The organism is Terribacillus sp. AE2B 122 (assembly GCF_902497585.1).
GTDB lineage: Bacteria > Bacillota > Bacilli > Bacillales > Amphibacillaceae > Terribacillus > Terribacillus saccharophilus_A.
Map to the genome: position 1 here is coordinate 71757 of NZ_LR700946.1, position 22132 is coordinate 93888.

A 22132-nucleotide genomic window follows, 5' to 3' on the forward strand; every position below is an offset into this window, starting at 1 on the left:
CCCAGCTTACACCCCTATTTATGCTTTTTGATTTGCTGCTGATCATGATAAATCCGCTGCGCTTCTTGTACTTCATCCCGAATTTTGGACATTTCCTCGTCCAGCCGGAATGCAGCTTCTGCGGCCGTTTTCAATCTTGTTTTCAATTCTGCCGGTATTTGGCTATCGTATTTATAATTTAGCGAATGCTCATTTGTAGCCCAAAAATTCATGGCAAGTGTTCGGATCTGGATCTCGGCTAGTACTTTCTTCTCGCCGTGAATCGTCTCGACCGGATATTCAATGATCATATGATACGACCGATAGCCGCTTTCCTTCGTTTCAACGATATAGTCAATTTCATTTACGATAGTAAAGTCATTTCGTGCTTTTAGCATTCCCACAACTGTATAGATATCATCGACGAACTGCGTCACGATTCTAAGCCCGGCAATATCCTGGATTTCTTGATGCAGTAGGTCGACGGTGACCTGCTTAGTGGCTGCTTTTTGTAGGATACTGCGTACTGGCTTAACGCGACCAGTGATGAATTCAATCGGGGAATGGCGTGATTCATTTTCAAATTGAGAACGCATCCCCTTCAGTTTCACTTTCAGTTCTTCTACTACCTGTACATATGGTGCTAAAAATACATCCCAATTCATACTCTTCGTAGCCCCTTTTCTTCCCAGCAGCGTCTAGTTGTTCCAGATGCATTATATCTGCTTTCAGTGTATCATAAAAGCAGCTTGGCATAACAATGGAATACAACAGATAGAAGCACAGGGGGTATAAGCATGCCGCAAGAGATTGAAATCGAATTTAAGAATCTGCTTACAGAAGCGGAATTTAATAAATTATATGAAGTGTTTAATATGAAAAACGTGCCTGAAATACAGCAGGTTAACCACTATTTCGAAACAAAAGATTTTCAGCTGAAACAGCATGGTGCTGCACTGCGAATCAGAGAAAAGAACGGAAAATATCAATCCACGCTAAAACAGCCGCAAGGTGAAGGGCTCCTGGAAACGCATGACTTTTTAACAGAGCAAGAAGCAAATTCCTGGTTGCAAGGTTATATTACGCTTGGTCCTGAAATCAGTAAGCAACTGCAGGAATTAGGTATTTCAACCGCTGAATTGATTTATGGAGGATCATTGGAAACTGTCCGCCGGGAACAGTCATATAATGATACAATCATCGTTCTCGATAGAAGTAAATACAGTGATGTAACTGATTATGAATTGGAACTTGAAGCCCAGAGCTATGCACATGGAGAGCATGTTTTCAACACCATTCTTACGGAAAACGGCATAGCGAAACGAAAGACTCCGAACAAAATTCAGCGTTTCTATGACAGCCTCTGAAACAGATAAGTTGCCCAACTTAGTAGGTGGCTGATAAAATAAATTTACAGTCAACCCCTACTCGGGGCAGATGTTATGTTGATTGCTCTTTGCATAAGAAAGGAAGAAACAATGAATCAAGCTGAAACATTGTACGATGGAATTGGCGGACAAGCCATATTAGAGCAGCTGGTAGATGTTTTCTACCGACGCGTGGCAGAGCATCCAGATTTAAAGCCGATTTTTCCGGAAGATTTGACGGAGACCCGCCGCAAACAACAGCAGTTCCTGACTCAATTCTTCGGCGGTCCGCCACTCTATACAGAAGAGCACGGTCACCCGAAGCTAAGATACCGGCACCTCCCTTTCGAAATTACACCAACGCGCAAGGATGCATGGCTTTCCTGCATGGCAGCTGCCCTAACGGAAACTGACATAGAGGAACCTTATAAAAGCATAATATATGAACGACTTGCGTTAACCGCACATCATATGATGAATACACCAGACAAAGAGAAAGGAGAATCGATATGAGCTGGGAATCTTCTAATTCAATACAGCAAAGGCCTGAGGATGACTGTGGCGGATTTTGCGGGTTGTTTCCTTCCTCGAAGAAGCCCGTGGAGATTTACGTTTTTATCGATCCGCTTTGCGAGGATTGCTGGTCACTCGAGCCTTTTCTCAAGAAACTTACAATGGAATATGGTCAATATTTCACTTTACGCCCTATACTGACAGGAGATTATCAGCCACTCGTTCGTGATCGAAGCGAGTGCAGTTACCCGAAAACGGTTCTGCAGCCGGATAATATCTTGTTGAGCAATGCCGTTTCCTTCCCATGGCGCACCTCGCTTGCGATAAAAGCAGCGGAATTGCAAGGAAGAAAGGCCGGTACCCGCTTCCTCCGTACTATTCAGGAGGCACTGTTTTTAAACAAACAGGATATTACCGCAGATGAAATTCTGATTGAATGTGCTAAAATTGCTAAACTCGATCTGGAAGAGTTTCATGACGATATGTATTCTGCTTCAGCTAAAAAAGCATTTCAATGCGATGTGAAGCTTTCGAAGGAACTGGAAATTGACGAGTCACCTTCCATTGTCTTCTTTAATGAATCCGAAGAAGACTCTGGTATTAAAATTTCCGGTTTATATAGCTACGATGTCTATGTCAATGTCCTGCACCAGATGCTGCAAAGAGATCCACAGCCAGCGGCAAAACCGCCCGTTGAAGAGTTTCTTTCCAGCTATAAATTCGTTGGAAGCAGGGAAATCTCATTGATTTATGATTGGACGAATGCGCAGACAGAAAAGGAAATGAAAAAGCTACAATTGAAACAGATGGTAGAACGCATTCCGATCAAACACGATACTTTCTGGAAATATAATATTACTTCGAAAGCTGAATAACTTTTTGCTGCACTTATACCAGACAGCCGCACTTATGTGCGGCTGTTTTTCATTGTCTGGAATCGGGAATCGAAGAAAATGTACAGAGGAGGTCTAAACATATGGAACAGCATTTTTTCAATTCAAATGGCTTGCAGCTAGCGTATTTGGACAACGGTGTAGAGTCAGATTATGTTCTTGTACTCATGCATGGCTTATTTGCACGAGCGACTCTTTACAAACCATTTATGGAAAGAACAAAAGGTTGGCGAATTATCGCCCCTGATCTGAGGGGACATGGCAGGAGCGGTCATTCAGCGGAACTGACCGGGTATGACCGAGACTCTTACCTTCAGGATTTGGAGGCTTTACTTGAAGAGATTGGCGAAACGAAATATATCGTCTTGCTCGGTCATTCTTTATCCGGTGTGACTGCTTATCAATTTGCAGCCAAGTATCCAGACCGTATAACTGGACTGATTATAGAGGATATGGGGCATAAGGTTTCTGGTGAACTAACATATGCCTTAAAGTTCCAGCAGCCTGCAGATACGCTTGCTGCTCTGTCTCACAGTATCGAACAAGTACAGAATGAAAACCACTTCCTATATTACGCAGAGAGTGCGTATGAGGCAAAAGACGGCTGGAGGTTATGCTTCGATTCAAAAGGTATTAAAGCATCGCAGGATTATCTGAATGGTGATTATACGGATACCTATCAAAAAGTTACATGTCCAACATTGCTTATGCGCGGTGCCCACTCCCCTATCTTGTCGGAAGAAGTATGGGAAGAGATGAAGCAGCTGCGGCCGGAAGTTGAAGCCGAACAGTTTGATAAATGCGGTCATAGCATCCATTTTGAGGATTTGGACAGCTTCAGCCGTTCCGTTCACCAGTTCTTAAAAAAGTGGAAAACATAACAAAAAGGCCTGCCTTTCGGCAGACCTTTTTGCATGTATAACTTCTACTGAGGGGATGGGAGAACAATAATCCAAACAAAGGGGACTTGTTTGTGATGTTTCTCACAAATATAATGTACCATAATGTAATATTAGATGGCAACTGTTATGTGCACAATTTCACAAAAAAGTCACAAGCTCTCTTAGTCTAGTCTTTTCCATACCTGCATAAAGTGATGATAGTCGGAGGTGGCATGATGAAAGGAATCGGTATCCTGTTGATCGCCTTGGTTATTTTGGCTTTATGTTTCAACATTCTCGGTATGCTTCATTTCGTTTCCTTGGCGATTACATTGCCTTTGCTATTTTTATCATTACTAGCCGCATGCTTTTTCTTTACCAGAAAAAGAACATTCAAAGGCATGAAAAAACCGACGCGTTAGCGCCGGTTTTCTTTTTATTTCTGCAATAGTTTTTCCATTTCGTCCAGTTTCTCCTCGAATACATCGAGTGCAGACAGGATAGTCTGTTTATTCGTCATATCTACTCCAGCGGACTTCAGTACTTCAATTGGATAGTCGCTGCTTCCAGCCTTGAGGAATCCTACATATTTATCAACAGCAGGCTGTCCTTCTTCAAGGATCTTAGCAGATAGTGCAGTAGCAGCTGCGTAGCCTGTAGCATATTGATATACATAGTAATTGTAGTAGAAATGAGGAATTCGTGCCCATTCCAAACCGATTTCTTCATCGATTGTTAAACCCTCGCCGAAGTATTTCTTGTTCAAATCATAATACATGGACGTCAGATTCTCTGCTGTAAGCACTTCACCGTCCTGCTGATGCTTATGAATCATATGCTCAAACTCAGCAAACATCGTCTGACGGAAAACAGTGCCGCGGAATCCTTCAAGGAAGTGATTCAGCAAATACAGCTTCTCTTGCTCATCATCCACGTTATTGATCATATATTCATTCAGCAAAGCTTCATTACACGTAGATGCAACCTCGGCAACAAAAATGGAATAGTTACCATATCTGTATGGCTGATTTTTGCGTGTATAATAACTATGCACCGAATGTCCGAACTCATGTGCCAACGTGAACAGATTATTGACGTTATCCTGCCAGTTCATCAGGATATAAGGGTTTGTTCCATACGCTCCTGATGAGTACGCACCACTGCGTTTCCCCTTGTTCTCTTCCACATCAACCCAGCGGTTCTCAAAGCCTTCCTTCAGGATAGACTGATATTCTTCACCTAATGGCTCCAGTCCTTTAAGAACAAAATCCTTCGCTTCGTCATATGACACTTTCATGTCGACATCTTTCACTAGCGGTGTGTAAAGATCATACATATGCAAGTCATCAATACCAAGCACCTTCTTGCGGAGTGCCACATAACGATGAAGCAACGGCAGACGCTCATTGACCGCTTCTACGAGGTTATCATAAACCTGTTCAGGAATTTTATTATTATCCAGCGCAGACTGACGGGCTGACTCATAATTCCTTACTTTCGCGTAGAAGTTATTCTTCTTCACTGTACCTGAAAGTGTTGAAGCAAAAGTATTGCGGAATTGACCGAATGTATCATACATGGACTTGAATGCGTCACGGCGGACACGCTGATCCTTCGATTCAAGGAATGTGACATAACGTCCATGCGTAACGTCAACTTCTTCCCCTTCTTCATTCTTGATGCTCGGGAAAGTTAAATCTGCGTTGTTAAGCATACCAAAGGTAGCAGAGCCATTATCGGTCACTTCGGAAGCTTGAGCAAGTAATGTCTCTTCCTTCTCAGACAGCACATGCGCACGCTGACGGCTGATTTCATTCAAGGTATGCTCGTACACTTTAAGATCATCATTTTCTTTCAGGAAAGATTGGATGCGGCTCTCATCGATTGCAAGTAACTCTGGAACAATATAGCTCATCTTACTTGAAATCTGCGTAATCAATAGCTCCGCTTTTGATTGCAGTGCTTGATAATGCCCGTTCGTCGTATCTTGGTCATAACGCATATGCGCGTATGTATAAAGCTTGCCTATACGCTCAGATAATTCATCCTGTAGCTTGAACATCTTATACAGCGTGTCTGCAGATTCTTCAAGCTTTCCTTGGAACGCAGATATTTTATCTCCATCCTCAGACAATGCTTTGCGCTCTTCCTCCCACAGGTCATCTGTTGCGAATATATTCTCTAGGTTCCAAGTGTTTTCTACTGGTACCTCGCTTCGTTTTGGTAAAGATTTAGCTGATTTTGACACGAACATCCTCCTCCAATGCTGCTTACCTTTTCTGTTCCAATAACTATTTCGAATTTTATTTGGGAAAATCCTTCAACTATAAGCATTTTCTCTCTTATATTATATATAAAAGCATGAGAATCATGCGAAGAATATCCCTCAGAATAGAGATAATCCCTTTTTCTTTACAAAGGTCTCGGAATCAATTTGATCGAACCAGCCGTGCTGGCATAGACGCTGCATGTATGATTCCACGGGATGTTTATTGGAAGATATGGCAAACGGATTTGTATTGACTTCCCATTTTCTGCAGACATACACTAGCCGATCGAGAGATACGCTTTCCATGACAAGTATGTGATCCAATTGCTCAAGCCACAAATCAGTCTGCCAAATATATGGTGGCACAGACATTTGATACTGGGATTCAACAGGCTGCAAAATGGAGAGCGGTATATCTTGCAGTAGCAATCCGTTATCATACAAGCGCATTACCCATCGTTTCATAGAAACAGGAGCATATGTCAGTGGCTTTGCTATCGCTCTAGCTTGGATACTATGCCAGGCTTGATTGATTTCTAGAAGGTTTTTCGGGAGGGGTTGGAATATTTGCGGAAAACGTAAACTTTGGAGAGGACGGAAAAAGAATTGACCAACAGTCTGTTTTTTACCCGTAAGGAGAATATGCTGGACGTTACACAAAGTCTCAGTGTTTGAACAATAATATAATAGCTGTAAAGGCATGCTCTGCTTGTGTTGCATTAGGAAGCGCTGTTCTCGTTTCGGCAGGTCGAGCATATAAGTAGATGTACGTTTTAAACGATTTCCTCCTAGAATCCATATGGGAATAATTCCATTTCGCTCATATGCTTCATTACGTCGCAGCAGCTCTTCATCCGATATGGATGCACATTGATATTCAATAGCTATCTCTCTTCCACTAGGGGCATGCAGCAGCAAGTCTGGACGTCTAGCCGATTCTTTTACGCATTCCTCCAATTTGACAGCATAGCCTTGCTTTTTCAGCCAATAAAACAGCTGCAGCTTACCTCGCATATGGTATAAACTCTCCCCGGTTCTGTCCAGCTCGCAGTCGTGGATTTGTTCATGTGCGAAATGAGGAATAACCTTCTTGCCAGCACGTATGATGACTGACTTTCTGCAGGCTGGACAGAGAAAACGCCGCTTTCTAAAATTATGGATTTGCTCTCTTTGATGTGCAGCAAGCAGGATGAGTCTGCCATCCTCTAACTGTGCCTGCAACATATCTATCACCTCCTTGAGTTTAGTATATATCAAGAAATTGCCAGCGCTGAAAAACTGACCAAAAAAGCAAATTTAAGCACAAAAAAATAGACATTCTGTAATGAATGTCTATTTACGAGGGAAGTATTGCTTCACGTTAGTAAGTGCGTTTTCAGCGAATATCACCTTGCCGTATTCTTCCAATCGATAAATCGTTGTCTGGGAATCATAGCCGAATTCAAGGATCTGACTTAGAACATCTTCCTGCTCATCATCTCCAAGAATAGTGTCATCGAATTCTACATACAGCATATATCTGTCTTTGTAATGGAATAATCTGTTTTCGATGCCATACGTCTCTTCAAAGTAGTGGCTAAGCTGAATCACATCCTCAAAGTCACGGAATTGAATAACGAAGGATAATTCCTCTTCATCCTCTTCTTCCCCATCTTGCTGATGTGAGCCGAATTTTTCCTCGAGGACAGAATCGACTTTCTCCTCTACAGAAGATTGAATTGTTTTATCATCGACGTTCAGCTCTAAACTTTCTCCATCTTTAGATAGCTGAGCCTTTGTTACGACAATTTCCAATCCTTTATCCATGGCCTGCACTTGAATCCATAGCGGCCCCTCGACATTGAAGTCCTCTTTATAATTGACTTCATCCATCATCTGCCAGAACAATTGCTCACTTCGTTCACGGTTATACCAAATATCTTCTTTATCAAAGCCGCGATCTTCAATATCTATATAAGATATAAAAAATTTAATTGTATTTTCATTTATTCTTTCTATTTCCATGGTTTTCTCTCCCTCCAGTAAAGTGGCAGGTGAAAAACGCCCTCTTGCCTTTACACTTCCCGTATTCCCTTACCCTCAATCTAACTTTTTCTGTGTGTATTTCTATTTTATGATAAATCCTCCCGTAAGGAAAACAGAAAGGCTTAAGATTGCCGAAAAAAGGCGAATGCCCTTAGAAGGATTCTGTCCATTGTAGCGCATTTCAGATAATTTGTCATCCGAGGGAAGCTGGAAAGAAAAAAGACGCAGATCCCAATGGATCCACGTCCTTTGTCTGTATAAGGTCAGTTGACCATACGCTGTGCTTCACGCAACTGGAATGTACGCACAGTTCTTGGCAAGAAGCGGCGAATTTCATCCTCATTGTAGCCTACCTGCAAACGCTTCTCATCAAGGATGATCGGACGTCGCAATAGACCTGGGTTTTCTTGAATCAAGCTATATAACTTCTTCAATGGTAATTGATCTAAGTTCATATTTAGGCTTTGGAAAACCTTTGAGCGTGTAGAGATGATCTCATCTGTACCATCTTCTGTCATACGCAGGATTTCCTTGATTTCATCAAGTGATAATGTCTCGGAGAAGATGTTCCTCTCTGTGAACGGAATATCGTGCTCTTCTAACCAAGCTTTAGCTTTGCGGCAAGATGTACAACTTGGTGAGGTATAAAGTGTTACCATTAAACTTCACTCCTCAATACAGAATATGTTTCTATTTCTTTGCCCATGGAAAGATTTTATTTAAAATAATTTTAATTTAATCTCTCTATGTACAAGTATACTACAGTGGTCAAGTTATTAAAAGACTTCCTGAAAGATACCACAGTTTTTACACAAATATACGTATGCAACGGTGTTATGGTTCCTATTTACCCTGCCTAAAAGGTTTAAAACCCATTTTAATAAGTTATTTTTGATTTTCTTTCAATGTATCAAAAATACTATCCTTCTCCGTATCTTTAGAAAATGTCAACACTTCATCAGATTCCTGATAGGACTCTCCATACAGCTGTTTATCCTTGTAAGTATGAATCTGTTCGTACATATCCCTCATTGCAGCGAATATCTCCTCCTCTTTCTCCCCATTTGGCGCCCAGTACAGGATTTCCATCGGATTCTCCTCTGCTGTGGCAAGGGAACGGCGGTTATAGCCAATCATCTTGGCATGCTGGAATCCTTGTTTTTCGTAGAAACGAAGACGTTTTTGGGAATCAGCATCCTCATACTGCAGCGGTTCCACTTCTAGCAGAATTGGCTTCCCGCGTTTCTTCAGCTTATCAATAAGCTTGCCTCCGATGCCTTGTCCGCGTGTTTTAGCAGCGACATATACATAATCGATAAATAGAAAATGGTCGAATTCTGCATACATCAGGACATGCTCTTCGCTCTCATCCTTGAAATATACATCAGCCTTCTCTTTCAACAGTAATTCCATATGCTCCTTCGATTTCATTTCTTCTATCGGAAAATACTTGCTCAGTTTCTCATACCAATTCATAAGGCAGCTCCTTCAGCGAATGTATATCATAGTTATACCCGCGAACACTCTACATAAACAAAACAGCCTCCCAAAAGAGAGGCTGTTTCGAATTATGGTGTAAAATCGACACCTTCTGTATAGTTGTTCGCTGCATTCCAAATGAGAAATTCATCGATTCCATTCTCATTTAGCGCACGAATCTGATCTTCTACTTCCTGCTTGCCATACTGTTTAGAGGACACCCATGGTGCTTCGAAATCCTGAATCCACGGTCTTGATACTGGTTTGTTCTCAAGCTTACCTAACACGTCATTCTCCACTTTGGCATATTCAGCCGTCAGTTCATATGGGTGATCATTCGGAACATCCAATCCGAAGTAAGACGTCCAGTGGCTCGGATAAATCATCGAAGAAATGACATCGACATTAGATGATATTTTAGAGAAGTTCTGCCCGATCCCCGGTGCTTCCTCCAGAGTCGCTGCGTAGCCAAATATATCAACCGATGTCTGGACATCATAGTTGGATAATTCCTCTTTTGCATATGCTACAAAATCAGTTACGGCATTCACGCGTTTCTGCACATTGTCTGTATCTTCATTAGTATAATCCCCAAGGTCATACTGTAGTTCATCGTCCTTCGTCTCAAATCCTTCCGGGAATCGGACGTAATCAAACTGAATCTCCTGGAAGCCCATCATAGCAGCCTCCTTTGCCAGCTCCACATTGTATTCCCATACTTCATGCTGAAACGGACTGACGAATGCTTCCCCGCGTCCATTCTTCCACACGCTGCCGTCCGGATTGCGGAAGGATAGCTCTGGCTTCTTCTCGGCTAATAACGTATCTTTGAACACGACAATACGGGCAATCGGATAGATCTTATGCTTCTCTAATTCCTCCAGCATCTTTTGCGGGTCGTCTATGTAGTTTTGTGCTATGTCGTAGTATGGAGATTTTTTATCAGGCGTGTATGTAATGTTACCATGATCGTCCTTGATATCGATGACCATTGCATTGAGATCTGTTTCGTCCACCATCTTCACCAAGCTGTCGAATTTCGCTCCCCCTGCACTAGGTCCTGTCACATATATACCTCTGACAGCATCGGGATACTCAAAGGATAAATCTGATGAATATGTAAATCGTTTCATTACTTGCGGCACTTCATACGTTTCGACAGTCGAGGAACGGGCAGTAAGCTGCTTTCCTTCCAATTGCTCCCCTTCATTAGCTGCAAACGCAGCTGTTGGCATTAACGCTGTAACTGCAAGTGCGGCACTCATCATCGACTTCTTGAATTTTCCCATTCTATCAATCTCCTATTTGGTATAGTTTCATTATAAGGGAGATATTTGGCAGATGAAACCGGTTTTCCCAAGTCTTTGACGAAATCACCAAGTTTATGTCGGATTATACCTCCTCTTCCTACTTAACCTATTTTTTCATGGAGCAAACCTAAAATAACACAAAAAAACCGCAGCTCATGGCTGCGGTTTTGCACATTAGTTTGTAACAGTGTTCTGTTTTTCTTTTTTGTATTCCTCAAATTCCTTCGAAGTGCACAATACCCAATGTCTTGGACTAATCTCACGGAATTCAGGCTCTTCGCTCGTATCATGCTGACTTGGATCATATACGATACGTTTACGATTGCGCTCGTAGATTGGATCCGGAAGCGGAATCGCGGAAAGAAGGGAGCGTGTATACGGATGCACTGGATTCTTATAAAGCTCCTCTGCATCTGCAAGCTCAACTAGTTTACCGAAGTACATAACACCAATTCGATCACTGATGTATTTTACCATGGAAAGGTCATGGGCGATGAACAGGTAAGTGAGTCCTTTTTCCTTTTGAAGCTGCTTCATCAAGTTGACAACCTGTGCCTGAATTGATACATCAAGCGCTGAAATCGGCTCATCAGCAATGATAAATTCTGGGTCTACTGCCAAGGCGCGGGCGATACCAAGACGCTGACGCTGACCACCGCTGAATTCATGCGGATAGCGGTTGGCATGCTCTTTATTCAAACCAACTGTTTCCAGCAATTCGTAAACTTTTGCTTTTCGTTCTTCAGCGTTTTTCGCTAGGCCATGAATATCGATACCTTCTGCAATGATATCCATAACAGTCATACGCGGGTTCAAGGAAGAATACGGATCCTGGAAAATCATTTGCATCTGACGGTTGAATTTCTTCAACTCAGATTTGTTCTTCTTTCCTTGGACGTTTTCTCCTTTGAAAAGCACTTCACCATCTGTGGAGTTGTACAGACGGATGATAGAGCGACCAGTTGTAGATTTACCACAGCCTGACTCGCCTACAAGTCCGAATGTCTCCCCTTTATAAATATCAAACGTCAATCCATCGACTGCTTTGACGACGTTATTTCTTCCAAGTTTGAAATGCTGCTTCAGATTCTTGATCTCAAGTAATTTTTCCTGACTCATTATCGCGTCGCCTCCTCAGAATGGTCCATTGACTCGATCCGCTTCTTCACTGACTCAGGCGGCTCGACCTTCGGTGCATCTTCATGCAAAAGCCATGTCGCTGCATAATGCGTATCGGACACCTTGAACATAGGCGGCTGCTCAACAAAGTCAATTTCAAGCGCGAATTTGTTACGCGCTGCAAAGGCATCCCCTTTTGGAGGTGCAATCAAATCAGGAGGTGTACCCGGTATCGCGAACAGCTCCTCTTCGTCACTTTCAAGTGTCGGCATGGAACCGAGCAGACCCCATGTGTATGGGTGCTTCGGATTGTAGAACACTTCATCAGTTGTTCCAATCTCAACGATCTTCCCAGCATACATTACCGCTACTCGGTCTGCCACGTTAGCAACAACACCAAGATCATGAGTAATGAAGATGATAGATGTATCTACTTTCTTTTGAATGTCTTTCATCAATTCTAGAATCTGAGCTTGAATAGTTACATCCAATGCAGTTGTAGGTTCATCCGCAATTAAAATACGAGGATTACATGCAAGTGCCATTGCGATCACAACACGCTGACGCATACCACCGGAAAACTGATGGGGATATTGTTTCATACGTGATTCTGGATTTGGGATTTGTACCAAATTCATTAATTCAATCGCTTTTTTCTGCGCTTCTTCCTTGCCAAGTTTTTGATGCTTAAGCAAGCCTTCCATGATCTGCGTACCGACTTTCATCGTCGGATTCAGAGATGTCATGGGATCCTGGAAGATCATCGCCATCTCCTTGCCGCGGATAGCTTGCATATTTTTTTCTTTCAGTTTAGTGATATCTTTATCATCGAACAGGATAGAGCCATCTTTAACAAAACCATGCGGCTTCGGAAGCAAACCCATCAACGCTTTTGTCGTTACCGATTTACCAGATCCTGATTCACCAACGATAGCAAGTGTTTCCCCTTTTTTCAGATCAAAGGAAACGCCCCTTACTGCTTGTACTTCACCGCTATGGGTTTTAAATGAAACTTTGAGGTCATTCACCTCAAGGATATTATCTTTTTTCAAGGTAGTCGCCTCCTTTAATTATTTTCTCATCTTAGGATCGAATGCGTCACGTAGTCCGTCACCAAGAATATTGAACACGATCATAAGGACTGAGATTATGACTGCTGGGAACACAAGCAACGATGGTGTAGTCAACAACGTTTTGAATCCATCATTGATCAATGTACCAAGTGATGCCGCTGGTGAAGGCAGACCTAGTCCAATGAAGCTTAAGAATGCTTCAAAGAAGATAGCTGATGGTATCGAGAACATTGTATTAACAATAATCAGACCCATTACGTTCGGAACTAAGTGTCTTGCAATAATTTTTCGGTTAGGTGCCCCTAAAGTACGGGCTGCAAGAACAAACTCATGCCCTTTAAGTTTCAGCACCTCACCACGTACAATTCTGGCCATACTTGTCCAGCCTGTTATCGTAAGTGCTATGATAATCGCCCAAATACCCGGGTCAAGAATCAGGATCATTAAAATTACAACTACTAAGTTCGGTATACCGATGATTACTTCTAAGAAACGCATCATATAGTTATCAACACGACCGCCGTAATAAGCAGCGATACCACCATAAGCAACACCGATTACCAAGTCAATTAATGCAGCAGCTACTGCAATTAGAAGGGAAACACGCGTACCATCCCAAACTCGTGTCCATACATCACGGCCTAAACGGTCAGTACCGAAATAGAAGTATTCATCTTTTACACCTTTAGCTGCATATTTATCATAAGTAGCTTTTACTTCAGCGGAGTTTGGACTACCGTCTCCCTCGCTGACAGTTTCAAATGTAATAAATTCTTCTTGATTATCAAACTGCAAATTCGCTTTCATTTCAGCAGCTTGAACATTATTTCCATTAAAGGTCTTTGTTTGCATACCATCTAAACCTAGGAATGATATGTCCTCCAGCACAGGAATTCTCGGACCCATCAAGGAACGATTTAGATCCTGCTCTTTATACGTATAGTCGCTGGCAACCGGAGCGAAGATACTCATTAAAACGATAACAAGCAATAAAAACAGTGAAATCATGAAAAATACATTTTTCCGCAGGCTTCTTACTGCATCCTGCAGAAGTGTAGTGCTTTTACGAGCCATGACGTCGCTTTGCTCTTCGGTGCGGTCGGCAGGACGGAAAAGGTTTTTATCCAGCTCTTTTTTTCGGTTTTCCATCATCTCAGTCCTTTCCAGAAAGCCTAATTCTAGGGTCGATCAATCCGTACAAGATATCGATGATCAATATCATTACAATAAACACGACTGCGAAGAACATTGTCGTACCCATAATGATAGGGAAATCATTCGAAGTAACAGATGTTACGAATTGTTCGCCGATTCCAGGAATAGAGAAGATTTGCTCAATAACAAGCGTTCCTGTAAGCAATCCTACAGCCAGTGGTCCTAGAATTGTAATCAAAGGAATTAAAGCATTTCGGATACCGTGCTTGAAGACGATAGCTGCGCCAGCCAGGCCTTTTGCTCTTGCTGTAGTAATGTAATCTTCGTTTAATACTTCGATCATCTCTGTTCTCATGAATCTTGCACATGTAGCCATTGGGAAAATAGCTAAGGCTATTGTTGGCAATATTGAGTATTCAAAGCCATTCCAAGTCGCTACTGGAAGGACACCCCATTTTACAGCTACAAAATATTGCAGCAAGCCCGCAAAAACAAAGGATGGAATTGATGTACCCAATACAGCAATGATGGTAGATAAATAATCTGATATACCATTGTGATAAATTGCTGATATCAATCCAAGTAATATCCCCAAAACTGTACCGATAATTAAAGCTTGAATACCTAGTTGAGCAGATGGACCGATACGATCTCCAAGTATATCGGATACTGCTCGATTATCATATTTGAAGGAAATACCTAAATCTCCTTGGACAAGTCCTCCTAGGTAGTTCACATACTGAACAGGAATTGGATCATTCAATCCATATTTTTCATAGATCACTTCTTGCTGCGCTTCTGTCAATTTGTTAGCATTTGCCAAAGGTGAACCCGGCAATAACTTCATCAATACAAATGATATAGTAGCTATTAGAAATAGCGTTATGATCATGTAGATGACTCGCTGTCCTATATAACGTGCCACATGAGCACCTCCTGAATTAATTGTCGAAAAATTCCCTATTGTCCGATAACGTATACCAATGGAAAAGAGAGTATATGCCATAACGGGCTATACTCTCTTTATCCTCATTCACTTCATATAAGTTTATTTTTAAACTTATTCTTCTGCAGCAGCGTTATCTGCATATGCCCATTTGTATTCGAAGTCGTTACCAGCTGGGTTTGAGAATACGCCTTGCAATTTCGGGCTCTGTAGGTAGGAGTAACCTGCTTGATACAAAGGCGCAATTGCTGCATCTTCAAGCAATACTTTCTCTGCATCTAGGAAATTCTGCCAGCGAGCTTCTGGGTTGTCGCATTTTCAGTAGATGCTTGCTCTACTAGAGAATCATATTCTTCGCTTGAATATGCCATGCGGTTGTTTTCACCATCAGTAACAAATAGGTTCATGAAAGTGTAAGGGTCGATATAATCCGGTCCCCATCCAGATACTTGGATATCAAAGTCTCCAGCAGTATCTAGATCAAGTCTTTGTTGGAATGGTACTTGCATTGTTTCGATTGTAAGACCTTCCAAATTACTTTCTAACTGTTCTTTCAAGTAATCTACGATTTGAACAGAGATATCTGCGTCACCTGTAAGGATTTCAAGTGTAATTTCGTCTTGTCCAAGCTCTTCTTTCGCTGTAGCCCAAGCTTCTTTTGCAGCTTCTGTATCATAAGTCAATAGATCACCGTTAGCATCACGGAAGTCCTCACCGTCTGGACCTTTTACAAATTCTTTAGGCATTAATCCGTTAGATACAGTAGAACCATTGTTCAATACTACGTTAACTAGACCATCTTTATCTACTGCTTGAGCAATAGCTTTACGTGCATTGATATTCGCAAGAGGAGTTTCCTCACCCATACGGTTTTGGTTTAATTTCAAGTACCAAGAAGCCATGTCTGGTACTGGTAAGTAATCAGGATCATTAATACGTTGATCAACGAATTCAGCAGTCAATGAAGTACGATCAACTGCGCCAGTGTCATAAAGGTTTACACCAGTAGCTGTATCTTTAACAACTTGAAGATTGATTTCCTCTAGCTGTACAGTATCAGCATCCCAGTACGTATCGTTCTTTTCAAATTTCATTGTGCTTCCGTGGTTCCATTCTGTCATTTTGAAAGGACCGTTGGAAAGCAGGTTTTCTGCTTCAAGTGCATAGTTTTCGCCTTGTTCTTCAACGAATTTCTGATTCAAAGGCATGAATGTAGGGAATGTAGTTAATGACTCGAAGTATGGAACTGGCTTTTCAAGCTGTACTTCCAATGTATAGTCGTCAACTGCTGTAACACCTAGTTCGTCAAGTTCAGCTTCACCTTGGTTAACTTCAGTAGCATTTTTAATGACGCCACTCATCATGTATGGACCGTACTCAGAACCTGTATCAGGATTGATCGCTCGTTGCCAAGCGTAAACGAAGTCATTTGCAGTTACAGGGTCACCGTTTTCCCACTCAGCATCTTCACGAAGTTTAAATGTCCAAGTAAGACCATCTTCGCTTACTTCTGGATCACCAGTAGCAATACCTTCTGCTAGGGAACCATCTTCCGCTAGACGGTAAAGACCTTCTTGAATCTCGGAAGTCCACTGGATACCATATTGGTCATCCGCAAGTGAAGAATCCATAGATGGAATTTCATCACCGATTGTTAGATTGTATACTTGATCGCCGTTAGCAGAGCCTGAAGCGCTATCTCCGCTTCCGCCTTCTCCGCCGCCGCTTCCGCCTGAGCTGTCAGAGCCTCCGGAACATGCAGCAAGGAATGAACTAAGTACTAAAACAAGTGCAAGCAATAGCCAATTCGACTTTCTCATGTTAAAACATGACCTCCCCAAAAATTCTAAATTTTATCACTTTTCTACGAACAACTTGTTCGCAATTAGAATTATACAAGTTTTCTCACAATTTGTGCACCCCTAATTTTAAACGAATTTTACAAAAGTGCGAAAACATTGCATTTTCATAACAAAAAATAGGTCTTATTTACTAGTTTATTTTACGGATTTCACACTTAAATTTATACTTTTTACACAAATCCAAGTATAATTACCCCTATGAGCAATCATACGTAATAGGAAGAAATGTTCTCCATTATCATTTTTATACTTGTGCTATAATTGTTCATAATCTTTTGAAGGCGGTAATGTATATTGTTTGGTAAAAGAAATCTGATTCTATTAATAATTAACTTAGCAATCACAGGATTGCTTTTCTTCTTATCAGATCAGCACAATCTTCTTTCTTTGATAAACTCCCTCTTCTATGTAGCTTTCTTCTATTTTATCGTAGCACTGCTGTTGTTCGTCATAAAAGGAAGAGTACTGGATGGGATAACAAGAAGTTTTAGGAGATTTGGTAAGTATATGAGCAGAGGTATGATCGACTTAGAAGAGAATGGAGAGCCATCTGAATGGGTAAATCGTTCTTTCCTAAGCTATATGCAGCTTCAAGCTGCTGTCTTAATTGGGCTGATGCTTATCTTCCTTGCGATCTACTACCTCATCTGAGAGACCAGCTTGCAAACCGGTCGCAAGATGCATATAATGAATAACTAACAGGATTATAAAAGCGACGAAGAAAATATAGTACGGTACTCCTCTGGTTTAAGAGAGCTTGTGGCTGGTGGGAACAAGCACCATGGGTAGCGGAAATTGGGTTTTTGGAGCTGCGGGATTGTCTCCCGCCGTTTAAGCAGGCGTTAACTGCATCAAGTGATCCTTCATTTAGAAGGATAATTAGGGTGGCACCGCGGTCTATTCGTCCCTGCAGCAAATGCAGGCAGCGAATGGATTTTTTTGTGTCTTTTTTTAGGAGGATGATTTTAATATGAAAACAATTTTTTCAGGTATCCAGCCAAGCGGCAGCTTGACACTGGGCAACTACATCGGCGCACTTAGCCAATTTCCTGCTCTGCAGGAAGAGAACCAATGCTACTTCTGTATTGTTGATGAACATGCGATTACTGTACCGCAGGACAGATTGAAGCTGAAGCAGCAGATCCGTTCTCTTGCAGCACTCTATTTAGCTGCTGGAATCGATCCAGAGAAATCCGTTCTCTTCATTCAATCCGAAGTACCTGCGCATACGCAGCTAGGATGGATGATCCAATCGATCAGCTATATCGGTGAATTGGAACGCATGACACAGTACAAAGATAAATCCGATGGTAAGGATGGTGTTTCAGCTGCTTTACTAACGTATCCACCGCTTATGGCTGCCGATATTCTTCTATACAATACGGATATCGTTCCCGTCGGCGATGATCAGAAGCAGCATTTGGAGCTGACTCGCAATGTAGCAGAACGTTTCAACAACCGTTTCAATAATATCTTTACTGTACCGGATATCCAAATCACGAAAGTCGGTGCACGGATCATGTCCCTGCAAGAACCGACGAAGAAGATGAGTAAATCCGATGCGAATTTAAAAGCTTCTATTTTCATACTGGATGAACCGAAGCAAATCGAGAAGAAAATCAAGAGTGCGGTTACCGATTCCGAGGGCATCGTTCGCTATGATAAAGAAAACAAACCGGGTGTCAGCAACTTGCTTACAATTTATTCGGTCGCGACAAATAAGACAATCGAGAAAAGCGAACAGGAATTTGCAGACAGCGGGTATGGTGAATTCAAACAAGCAGTTGCGGATGCAGTCGTTAACATGCTATCTCCTATCCAGCAGCGTTATTATGAATGGATGGAAAGCGATGCCTTGGATGAAGTGCTTGATAAGGGCGCAGAACGCGCACAAGCAGTTGCAAACAAAACATTACGCAAAGCAAAAAAAGCGATGGGATTAGGTCGCGGAAAATAAAAAATAACCGGCAGATAACTGCCGGTTATTTTTTATGAAGTTTTTGCCTGATCATTTTGTTCAAGCTCCCATAGTTTTTCGTAGAAAGGCTGGCCTTTTACCATCTTTTCGCATAGCTCTTCTTGCTTCTTGCTCCATCCTACGGAAACTCCATCGTATAGCTTCTGCCATGCTTCCTGAAATGCTAGTGAACGATTCATATGATACTCCTCAGGTTTCCATTCTGTGAGCCAGTATCTGACCTGTTCCAAATTCTCACTCGTCTCTAGCTGATCCATCGTCATCATTAGAAGCTGCTTCAGCTGTCTCTCTTTTCTTGTGAGTCCAACCATTAAATCGGGTTTCAGGGATAGGATGTGGTACTCTTTCTTTTCCTCTTCTTCCTGCCAGTTAAAGATTTCGGGATGAGCATCTTCAATCATCTGGTAAACTAGCCGCTCCTGCCGGGGAATTAGCCTGCTTTTTCTGACAGGCGTGATATACCCCATCGTATCGATTGCAAGGATTGCTTTTCCGTTCGTTACAATGCAAGCATAGTCGATGGCGATTCGCTCTTGATTCTTGCGAAGGAACGCTTTCCGGTGAATCATGTCTAACATTGGCTTTGGAAGCTCCCTCAAATCATTTTCGATGTATGCGAACAGCGCATCTTCTATGTAGAGCAGCGGTACCTGATCGAGCAGTTCGATGCCGTCTTCCTTTCGCCATTCATGAAAGGAGCATACATTATAGCCATTCTCTTCTCCTTCAAACCAGTTCACCCAAATATCATGCATAAATAACATAGATAACCCTCACTTTGCTTTTCGATTCTGCTAATCCGACTCCGGTACGCGCTTGCATGCAGCTAAAACCATTGGGTGTAGGGAGCGCGTGCCGTGTGGCTTGTAGTAGGATACATTATGACCAACCAGCAAAGATTTATTCTTGTATTATATGATTGAAAAAATAAAAAAACCCCCTAAGAATTAGGAGGTTCTCTAAATCACTGATATTGCTTGAATACAAGTGCAGCATTGTGGCCGCCGAAACCAAGGGAATTACTCAAAGCGGCGCGAACTTTCTTCTCACGTTTCACGTTTGGTACATAATCCAAATCACAAAGCGGATCTTTCTCCATCTGATTGATTGTTGGTGGAATCATACCGTCTTGGATTGCTTTGACACAAATAATCGCTTCTACTGCTCCAGCAGCACCAAGCATATGTCCTGTCATTGATTTCGTCGAAGAAATAGCTGTCTGATAAGCATGATCTCCTAGAAGCTGTTTTAAAGCGGCTGTTTCAAATTTATCGTTTAGCTCTGTGCTTGTCCCATGTGCATTAACATAGTCGATATCATCTGCCTGCAGCCCAGCGTCTTCCATTGCCTGACGCATCGCACGTACAGCACCTTCACCTTCTGGAGCTGGCGCAGTGATATGATAGGCATCACCAGATGCTCCGTAGCCGACGATTTCCGCATAAATCGTTGCACCACGTTCCAAAGCGGAATCAAGTGATTCTAAGATTAAAATACCCGCTCCTTCTCCCATTACGAAACCATCTCGGTTTGCATCAAATGGACGGCTAGCCGTCTTCGGATCATCATTAAAAGAAAGTGCTTTGGCAGCTGAAAAGCCCGCGAAAGCCATTTTTGTTAAAGGTGCTTCCGATCCGCCTGTGATCATTGCATCTGCATCACCACGTTCAATTACCTTGAAAGCATCTCCGATCGAGTTCGCTCCGGATGCACAAGCTGTAACCGAGCAAGAGTTGATTCCTTTTGCACCAAGCTGGATGGATACTTGGCCAGAAGCCATATCCGGTATCATCATTGGTACAAAAAATGGACTAACACGACGAGGCCCTTTAGTCATTAGCTTCTCGAACTGTTCTTCATATGTTCCCATTCCGCCAATACCAGAACCGATCCATACTCCTATGCGATTTGCATTTTCGTCTGTAATCTCAAGATTCGCATCTTCGACAGCCATCTTACTCGCTGCCACAGCATATTGTGTGAAAAGATCCATGCGTTTTGCATCTTTCTTTTCCATATAATCTTCAGGATTGAAATCTTTTACTTCCGCTGCAACCTTCGCAGGGTAATCATCTTTATTTACTCGGGTTAAGACATCCACACCCGATTTACCTTCCAAGAGATTCTGCCACGTTGTAGCGGCGTCATTTCCAACTGGTGTCACCGCACCTAGTCCCGTGACAACTACTCTTTTCTTTTCCATACGTTGTTTCCTCCTTCTTCAGCAAAGAATCATGCTGAAGCTGTTCTGACTGGTCTAATTAAAATAATGACCATGATAAAGTGCATAATCTGAGATATATTGTAACGTATTTTTCGTGTTCTGTAAGCTGTTAAGTAAAAACAATCTATCTTCCCTTTCAATAAATTAGGTAAAGACATAGACAAGACGTTGTCTGCGAACATACTGTAACGTATGGAGGTGCGGTGATGAGAAGAGACGAACGTATGGATGAATTCCTTTTTGGAAAGAGAAGGAATTCAGAGCCAGAGCCGGAACGAGAGGAATTAAAAAAAGAGGAACCGAAAAAAGAATTCAATTTAATGGAGACAGCAGGCACAATCATGGAGACTTATGAGCAGCTCTCTCCATATGTAAAACACCTAAAAAACCACGCGACAAAATTCATTAAGAAAAAATGAAGAATTGACTGGACGGAGCAGGCTTATTCATAAAAGAATCTGAATTGTGCATAGTGTTTGTGTAAACTAGATAAATCATCCTTTATATTACGTGTGAGAGCAATAGCTGCTCGATCTTCCTGCTCCGGACATACCTCTTTTGTATAAAAACGATAATTGTTCGTGCTTCCATCCCCTGATAACAGCTTGCTAATCGTTTGCATCACAGATTTGATTGGCAGTGCATTTCTAAGGAAATCTTCATCATCAAACAAAATCCGTTTGCCATGCCATTGAACTGCTTCCTCATCTCTTGCCATCCATTCACCGTATAAGATTGGTAACAGAATTTGTTTTTCTAGTTCAGGAGTATCGTCTGCAGCATAACTAATATCTACATGGTATTGGCTTTCAACACTTCTGTCCGCCGTGCCGAAGAAACTGACATGCGCTTTATACTCTGTGTCCTGCACTCCTTCGCGGAACATAGCATGACGCCCTATATACATACTTAAATGCGTCTCTCTATCTGATAAGGATTGCCCATGCAGACCTGACACTTCATGGCCATCTTCCAATAATGCCTGGACTAAATGATACCCTTCCCAGGAATAACACTGACTAACGAGGAAATGCATGAATTTCACTTCTCCTATCCATG

At 42.0% G+C, this 22132-nt stretch carries 22 protein-coding genes, 1 pseudogene and 1 other annotated feature; of the genes and pseudogenes, 8 read left to right on the forward strand and 15 right to left on the reverse strand.

Features of this window, described 5'->3' with window-relative positions:
* Positions 1 to 14: 14 nt before the first annotated feature.
* Positions 15 to 644, reverse strand: a complete 630-nt coding sequence (locus AE2B122_RS12785) for a GTP pyrophosphokinase family protein (RefSeq protein WP_095219459.1) — start codon at positions 642 to 644, stop codon at positions 15 to 17.
* Positions 645 to 776: 132 nt separating this feature from the next.
* On the opposite strand from AE2B122_RS12785, the gene AE2B122_RS12790 reads away from it, so the two are divergent.
* The 5 genes from AE2B122_RS12790 to AE2B122_RS12810 all read left to right on the forward strand — a co-directional run bounded on the left by AE2B122_RS12790 (position 777) and on the right by AE2B122_RS12810 (position 4055).
* Positions 777 to 1346: a CYTH domain-containing protein gene (locus AE2B122_RS12790; RefSeq protein WP_095219460.1), complete on the forward strand. Its 570-nt coding sequence runs from the start codon at positions 777 to 779 to the stop codon at positions 1344 to 1346.
* Between the two features lie 111 nt (positions 1347 to 1457).
* Positions 1458 to 1859 carry a globin gene (locus AE2B122_RS12795; protein ID WP_095219461.1) on the forward strand — a complete coding sequence of 134 codons (402 nt, stop codon included), beginning with the start codon at positions 1458 to 1460 and terminating at the stop codon, positions 1857 to 1859.
* A complete protein-coding gene (locus AE2B122_RS12800) occupies positions 1856 to 2734 on the forward strand; it encodes a ClpXP adapter SpxH family protein (protein WP_095219462.1) in 879 nt (292 codons plus the stop codon). Before AE2B122_RS12795 ends, AE2B122_RS12800 begins: the two co-directional genes overlap by 4 nt.
* Before the next feature lie 101 nt (positions 2735 to 2835).
* Positions 2836 to 3633, forward strand: a complete 798-nt coding sequence (locus AE2B122_RS12805; RefSeq protein ID WP_175074345.1) for an alpha/beta fold hydrolase — start codon at positions 2836 to 2838, stop codon at positions 3631 to 3633.
* Between the two features lie 236 nt (positions 3634 to 3869).
* Positions 3870 to 4055, forward strand: coding sequence for a hypothetical protein (locus tag AE2B122_RS12810; RefSeq protein ID WP_095219464.1), 186 nt, complete (start codon positions 3870 to 3872; stop codon positions 4053 to 4055).
* A gap of 14 nt (positions 4056 to 4069) precedes the next feature.
* Here AE2B122_RS12810 and pepF read toward each other — a convergent pair whose 3' ends face one another.
* The 11 genes and pseudogenes from pepF to AE2B122_RS12865 form a co-directional block, all read right to left on the reverse strand.
* On the reverse strand, positions 4070 to 5887 hold the full coding sequence (pepF, locus tag AE2B122_RS12815) for an oligoendopeptidase F (RefSeq protein WP_095219465.1): 1818 nt from the start codon (positions 5885 to 5887) through the stop codon (positions 4070 to 4072).
* Positions 5888 to 6019: 132 nt separating this feature from the next.
* Positions 6020 to 7126, reverse strand: a complete 1107-nt coding sequence (locus AE2B122_RS12820; RefSeq protein WP_175074346.1) for a competence protein CoiA — start codon at positions 7124 to 7126, stop codon at positions 6020 to 6022.
* A gap of 108 nt (positions 7127 to 7234) precedes the next feature.
* Entirely contained in the window at positions 7235 to 7906 is a 672-nt protein-coding gene (gene mecA / locus AE2B122_RS12825; protein ID WP_095219467.1) for an adaptor protein MecA, read from the reverse strand.
* Positions 7907 to 8190: 284 nt separating this feature from the next.
* A complete protein-coding gene (gene spxA, locus AE2B122_RS12830; RefSeq protein WP_038559379.1) occupies positions 8191 to 8586 on the reverse strand; it encodes a transcriptional regulator SpxA in 396 nt (131 codons plus the stop codon).
* A gap of 226 nt (positions 8587 to 8812) precedes the next feature.
* Entirely contained in the window at positions 8813 to 9403 is a 591-nt protein-coding gene (locus AE2B122_RS12835) for an N-acetyltransferase (RefSeq protein ID WP_175074347.1), read from the reverse strand.
* A gap of 92 nt (positions 9404 to 9495) precedes the next feature.
* Complete coding sequence (locus tag AE2B122_RS12840; RefSeq protein ID WP_175074348.1) at positions 9496 to 10695, reverse strand: putative glycoside hydrolase; 1200 nt, start codon at positions 10693 to 10695, stop codon at positions 9496 to 9498.
* A 195-nt stretch (positions 10696 to 10890) separates the two neighbouring features.
* Complete coding sequence (locus AE2B122_RS12845; RefSeq protein ID WP_095219470.1) at positions 10891 to 11835, reverse strand: ABC transporter ATP-binding protein; 945 nt, start codon at positions 11833 to 11835, stop codon at positions 10891 to 10893.
* Positions 11835 to 12887 carry an ABC transporter ATP-binding protein gene (locus AE2B122_RS12850; protein WP_095271348.1) on the reverse strand — a complete coding sequence of 351 codons (1053 nt, stop codon included), beginning with the start codon at positions 12885 to 12887 and terminating at the stop codon, positions 11835 to 11837. The genes AE2B122_RS12845 and AE2B122_RS12850 overlap by 1 nt, the downstream gene beginning before the upstream one ends.
* A gap of 18 nt (positions 12888 to 12905) precedes the next feature.
* Positions 12906 to 14057: an oligopeptide ABC transporter permease gene (gene opp3C, locus AE2B122_RS12855; RefSeq protein ID WP_095271420.1), complete on the reverse strand. Its 1152-nt coding sequence runs from the start codon at positions 14055 to 14057 to the stop codon at positions 12906 to 12908.
* Positions 14058 to 14061: 4 nt separating this feature from the next.
* Positions 14062 to 14988, reverse strand: coding sequence for an oligopeptide ABC transporter permease (opp3b, locus tag AE2B122_RS12860; RefSeq protein WP_175074349.1), 927 nt, complete (start codon positions 14986 to 14988; stop codon positions 14062 to 14064).
* A 135-nt stretch (positions 14989 to 15123) separates the two neighbouring features.
* Positions 15124 to 16829, reverse strand: a pseudogene (locus AE2B122_RS12865) (peptide ABC transporter substrate-binding protein).
* Between the two features lie 336 nt (positions 16830 to 17165).
* Here AE2B122_RS12865 and AE2B122_RS12870 point away from each other — a divergent pair.
* Positions 17166 to 17522: a DUF3899 domain-containing protein gene (locus AE2B122_RS12870; protein WP_175074350.1), complete on the forward strand. Its 357-nt coding sequence runs from the start codon at positions 17166 to 17168 to the stop codon at positions 17520 to 17522.
* Between the two features lie 55 nt (positions 17523 to 17577).
* Positions 17578 to 17783: a binding site (T-box leader), on the forward strand.
* Between the two features lie 58 nt (positions 17784 to 17841).
* Positions 17842 to 18828 (forward strand): tryptophan--tRNA ligase, encoded by a 987-nt coding sequence (gene trpS / locus AE2B122_RS12875; RefSeq protein WP_095219476.1) that lies wholly within the window; start codon positions 17842 to 17844, stop codon positions 18826 to 18828.
* A 32-nt stretch (positions 18829 to 18860) separates the two neighbouring features.
* On the opposite strand, the gene AE2B122_RS12880 is transcribed toward trpS, so the two are convergent.
* Both AE2B122_RS12880 and fabF read right to left on the reverse strand, forming a co-directional pair.
* Positions 18861 to 19613 (reverse strand): YjbA family protein, encoded by a 753-nt coding sequence (locus AE2B122_RS12880; protein WP_095219477.1) that lies wholly within the window; start codon positions 19611 to 19613, stop codon positions 18861 to 18863.
* A gap of 200 nt (positions 19614 to 19813) precedes the next feature.
* Complete coding sequence (fabF, locus tag AE2B122_RS12885) at positions 19814 to 21052, reverse strand: beta-ketoacyl-ACP synthase II (protein WP_095219478.1); 1239 nt, start codon at positions 21050 to 21052, stop codon at positions 19814 to 19816.
* Between the two features lie 227 nt (positions 21053 to 21279).
* Between fabF and AE2B122_RS12890 the strand changes: the two genes are divergently transcribed.
* Complete coding sequence (locus AE2B122_RS12890) at positions 21280 to 21492, forward strand: hypothetical protein (RefSeq protein WP_095219479.1); 213 nt, start codon at positions 21280 to 21282, stop codon at positions 21490 to 21492.
* Positions 21493 to 21515: 23 nt separating this feature from the next.
* Here AE2B122_RS12890 and AE2B122_RS12895 read toward each other — a convergent pair whose 3' ends face one another.
* Positions 21516 to 22109, reverse strand: coding sequence for a hypothetical protein (locus AE2B122_RS12895; RefSeq protein WP_175074351.1), 594 nt, complete (start codon positions 22107 to 22109; stop codon positions 21516 to 21518).
* Positions 22110 to 22132 lie beyond the last annotated feature (23 nt).

Bases quoted from the DNA above. Each gene is read 5' to 3' on its own strand.
- AE2B122_RS12845 (WP_095219470.1), bottom strand. From the start codon at position 11,835: ATGAGTCAGGAAAAATTACTTGAGATCAAGAATCTGAAGCAGCATTTC.
- opp3C (WP_095271420.1), bottom strand. From the start codon at position 14,057: ATGGAAAACCGAAAAAAAGAGCTGGATAAAAACCTTTTCCGTCCTGCC.
- AE2B122_RS12880 (WP_095219477.1), bottom strand. From the start codon at position 19,613: ATGTTATTTATGCATGATATTTGGGTGAACTGGTTTGAAGGAGAAGAG.
- AE2B122_RS12840 (WP_175074348.1), bottom strand. From the start codon at position 10,695: ATGGGAAAATTCAAGAAGTCGATGATGAGTGCCGCACTTGCAGTTACA.
- AE2B122_RS12835 (WP_175074347.1), bottom strand. From the start codon at position 9,403: ATGAATTGGTATGAGAAACTGAGCAAGTATTTTCCGATAGAAGAAATG.
- AE2B122_RS12890 (WP_095219479.1), top strand. From the start codon at position 21,280: ATGAGAAGAGACGAACGTATGGATGAATTCCTTTTTGGAAAGAGAAGG.
- AE2B122_RS12790 (WP_095219460.1), top strand. From the start codon at position 777: ATGCCGCAAGAGATTGAAATCGAATTTAAGAATCTGCTTACAGAAGCG.
- trpS (WP_095219476.1), top strand. From the start codon at position 17,842: ATGAAAACAATTTTTTCAGGTATCCAGCCAAGCGGCAGCTTGACACTG.
- AE2B122_RS12895 (WP_175074351.1), bottom strand. From the start codon at position 22,109: ATGCATTTCCTCGTTAGTCAGTGTTATTCCTGGGAAGGGTATCATTTA.
- pepF (WP_095219465.1), bottom strand. From the start codon at position 5,887: ATGTTCGTGTCAAAATCAGCTAAATCTTTACCAAAACGAAGCGAGGTA.
- AE2B122_RS12810 (WP_095219464.1), top strand. From the start codon at position 3,870: ATGAAAGGAATCGGTATCCTGTTGATCGCCTTGGTTATTTTGGCTTTA.
- mecA (WP_095219467.1), bottom strand. From the start codon at position 7,906: ATGGAAATAGAAAGAATAAATGAAAATACAATTAAATTTTTTATATCT.
- AE2B122_RS12785 (WP_095219459.1), bottom strand. From the start codon at position 644: ATGAATTGGGATGTATTTTTAGCACCATATGTACAGGTAGTAGAAGAA.
- AE2B122_RS12820 (WP_175074346.1), bottom strand. From the start codon at position 7,126: ATGTTGCAGGCACAGTTAGAGGATGGCAGACTCATCCTGCTTGCTGCA.
- spxA (WP_038559379.1), bottom strand. From the start codon at position 8,586: ATGGTAACACTTTATACCTCACCAAGTTGTACATCTTGCCGCAAAGCT.
- AE2B122_RS12800 (WP_095219462.1), top strand. From the start codon at position 1,856: ATGAGCTGGGAATCTTCTAATTCAATACAGCAAAGGCCTGAGGATGAC.
- AE2B122_RS12795 (WP_095219461.1), top strand. From the start codon at position 1,458: ATGAATCAAGCTGAAACATTGTACGATGGAATTGGCGGACAAGCCATA.
- AE2B122_RS12805 (WP_175074345.1), top strand. From the start codon at position 2,836: ATGGAACAGCATTTTTTCAATTCAAATGGCTTGCAGCTAGCGTATTTG.
- fabF (WP_095219478.1), bottom strand. From the start codon at position 21,052: ATGGAAAAGAAAAGAGTAGTTGTCACGGGACTAGGTGCGGTGACACCA.